General features: G+C 72.3%; 2 protein-coding genes. One reads left to right on the top strand and one right to left on the bottom strand.

Translation table 11 applies throughout. From position 1 onward, the window contains the following. The first annotated feature begins 249 nt into the window (after positions 1-249). A complete protein-coding gene (locus tag ACJA3G_RS35095; protein ID WP_406557075.1) occupies positions 250-1,533 on the top strand; it encodes an AMP-binding protein in 1,284 nt (427 codons plus the stop codon). On the opposite strand, the gene ACJA3G_RS35100 is transcribed toward ACJA3G_RS35095, so the two are convergent. Then, positions 1,493-2,461 carry a helix-turn-helix domain-containing protein gene (locus ACJA3G_RS35100; RefSeq protein ID WP_406557076.1) on the bottom strand — a complete coding sequence of 323 codons (969 nt, stop codon included), beginning with the start codon at positions 2,459-2,461 and terminating at the stop codon, positions 1,493-1,495. The two genes, ACJA3G_RS35095 and ACJA3G_RS35100, sit on opposite strands and share 41 nt — an antisense overlap. Positions 2,462-2,479 lie beyond the last annotated feature (18 nt).

Raw genomic sequence — 2,479 nt, forward strand, 5'->3', positions numbered from 1 at the left:
CTCCCCTCCTCTAGGGAAACCCCCGCCCCGCCAGCACCAACCGTCACGGTGTGCACGATCCGGCCAGGAGCACGCACGGATCGTCAAGGACATCTCTAGTCGGCCCTCGTTGAATGAGGCACAAGTCGACCAGGAGGGGGCAGGCAGTTGAACACCCCATCGCAAGCAGACCACCGATCCGCCCACACGGACACCTTCGTACGGGACCACTTACCACCCCGGCCGCTCCAGCCCGATCTGCTCCTGGGCATGCCCTCCCTGCGCTTTCCCGCCCGCCTGAACTGCGCGTGGGAACTCCTGGAGGGCGGTGGTTCGTTGGACCGGGCACAGCGGCACGCCGTGCTGTCCCCGCACGGCGTCCGCTGGACGTACGGGCAGCTCACCGCGGTCGTGGCGCGCGTCGTGCACGTCCTGACCGAGGACATGGGCCTGGTGCCGGGCAACCGGGTGCTGCTGCGCGGCGCCAACACCCCGATGCTGGCGGCGATCTGGCTGGCGGTGGTGCGGGCGGGCGGTGTGGTCGTGACCACCGCGCCCACCCTGCGGGCCGCGGATCTGACCCGGGTGATCGACAAGGCCCGGGTCACCCACGCGCTGTGCGAGTGGGGCCTGCGGTCCGAGCTGGAGTCGGCCGGGCGCGCCCCGCGCACGCTGTTCTTCCTCGGCGGGGCGGGCGCCGGGTCCGGTCTGGAGCGGGCCATGGAGGAGAAACCCGACTGGTCGCTGCCGGTCGACACCGCCGCGACCGACCCCTGTCTGATCGCCTTCACCGCCGGCACCTCGGGGATGCCCAGGGCCACCGTGCACACCCACCGGGACGTGATGGCCGCCTGCAACTCCTTCCCCAGGCATGTGCTGCGGGCCACCGGCGAGGACCGCTTCATCGGCACCCCCTCGCTGGCCGACACCTACGGGCTGGGCGGGCTGCTCCTCTTCCCCCTGCACGTCGGTGCCTCGACCGTGCTGCTCGACACCTCCTCACCGCGCCGACTCGCCCGTGCCATCGACGAGTTCCGCGCCACGGTCTGCTTCAGCGGGCCCGCCCGCTACCAGGCGATCTGCGCCGACCCCACCCCGTACGACCTGTCCTCACTGCGCGAGTGCGTCTCCTCGGGGGAGCCGCTGCCCGTGGAGACGCGCCGCAGATGGAAGCAGCGGACCGGCAACAGTGTGATCGACGGGCTCGGCTCCGCCGAGCTGCTCCACATCGTCGTCGCGATCCGCGGCGAGCAGGCCTGGTCCCACCCCGGCGCGATCGGGCGGCCGGTGCCCGGCTATCTCACCGCGATCGTCGACGCCTCCGGGCGGCCCGTCCCGTACGGTCAGGTCGGCGCGCTCGCCGTCAAGGGACCCACGGGCTGCCGCTACCTCGCCGACGAACGCCAGCGGGACACCGTGCGCAACGGCTGGACCTTCACCGGCGACGCCTGCTGGGCGGACGAATACGGCTTCCTCTACTACCACTCCCGGATCGAGGACATGGAGGACCCGCTCAGCGATTCAGGACTGCCTCGCGGTAGTCACGCGGGCTGACCCCGTACGCCGCACGGAAGGCCCGGCTGAAGTGGGACGGCTCGACGAACCCCCAGCGGGCGCCGATCGCGTACACCGGGCGGCGGCTAAGCACCGGATCGACGAGGTCCCGGCGGCAGCGGTCGAGCCGCCGGGCCCGGATCCAGGCGGCGACCGTGGTGCCGCGCGAGTCGAAGATCTGGTGGAGGTGGCGCAGGGAGATCCGGTGCGCGGCGGCGATGGTCGCGGGCGAGAGGGACGGGTCGCCCAGATGCCGGTTGATGAAGTCGCAGACCTCCACGCGCAGGGCCTGCCGGCGTGCCTGCGGGCTCATCCGGTCCTCGACGGCCAGCCGTCGTCCGAGCACGGCGGCGAGCAGGTCCACCGTCACCGAGGCCAGGGCCGGGAGGTCGGCGGGCGCGCACTCGTCGGCGCGGGCATCGAGGTCGGCGAGCCAGCGGCCGAAGACCCCGCCCATCCCCCGGTCGGCCGCGATGGGAGTGGCGGCGAGCCGCTGGACCACGTCCTCGGGCAGCGGCAGCCGGTTCCGGGGCAGTTGCACCACCGTCATGGACGAGAGCGTGCCGTCGAACCGGCCCTCGAAGGGGCGGCTGCTGTCGACGAGGACCAGCTCCCCGGCGCGCAGGGCCGCCTCCCGGCCGCCCTGCGCCGCGTAACCCCTGCCGGACATCAGGACGTTGACCTGGTAGACCTCGGGGTCGTCCTGCCGTATCAGCTTCGGTGTGCGGGTGATCTCCACGCTCGGGTACGACAGGGTCGACACCCGCACGTCGCCGAGGTCCAGAACGCGCAGCCAGGCGTGGAAGTCCTCGGCGCACTCGCTGCTGAGCCAGTTGCGCACATGCGACTGCGCGGCCAGTTCGGTCCACAGCGCGAACCGCTCGGCCGCCGGCACGACCGCGGTGGTGAACTCGCGGGTCAGCCCCATCCCCCACCCCCCTTGTAC

Origin of the sequence: Streptomyces sp. YS-3, assembly GCF_045257485.1 — a bacterium.
In the GTDB taxonomy this organism is placed as follows: Bacteria; Actinomycetota; Actinomycetes; order Streptomycetales; family Streptomycetaceae; genus Streptomyces.

Coding starts and splice junctions, on each gene's coding strand:
- ACJA3G_RS35095 (WP_406557075.1), top strand. CDS start 250: ATGCCCTCCCTGCGCTTTCCCGCCCGCCTGAACTGCGCGTGGGAACTC.
- ACJA3G_RS35100 (WP_406557076.1), bottom strand. CDS start 2,461: ATGGGGCTGACCCGCGAGTTCACCACCGCGGTCGTGCCGGCGGCCGAG.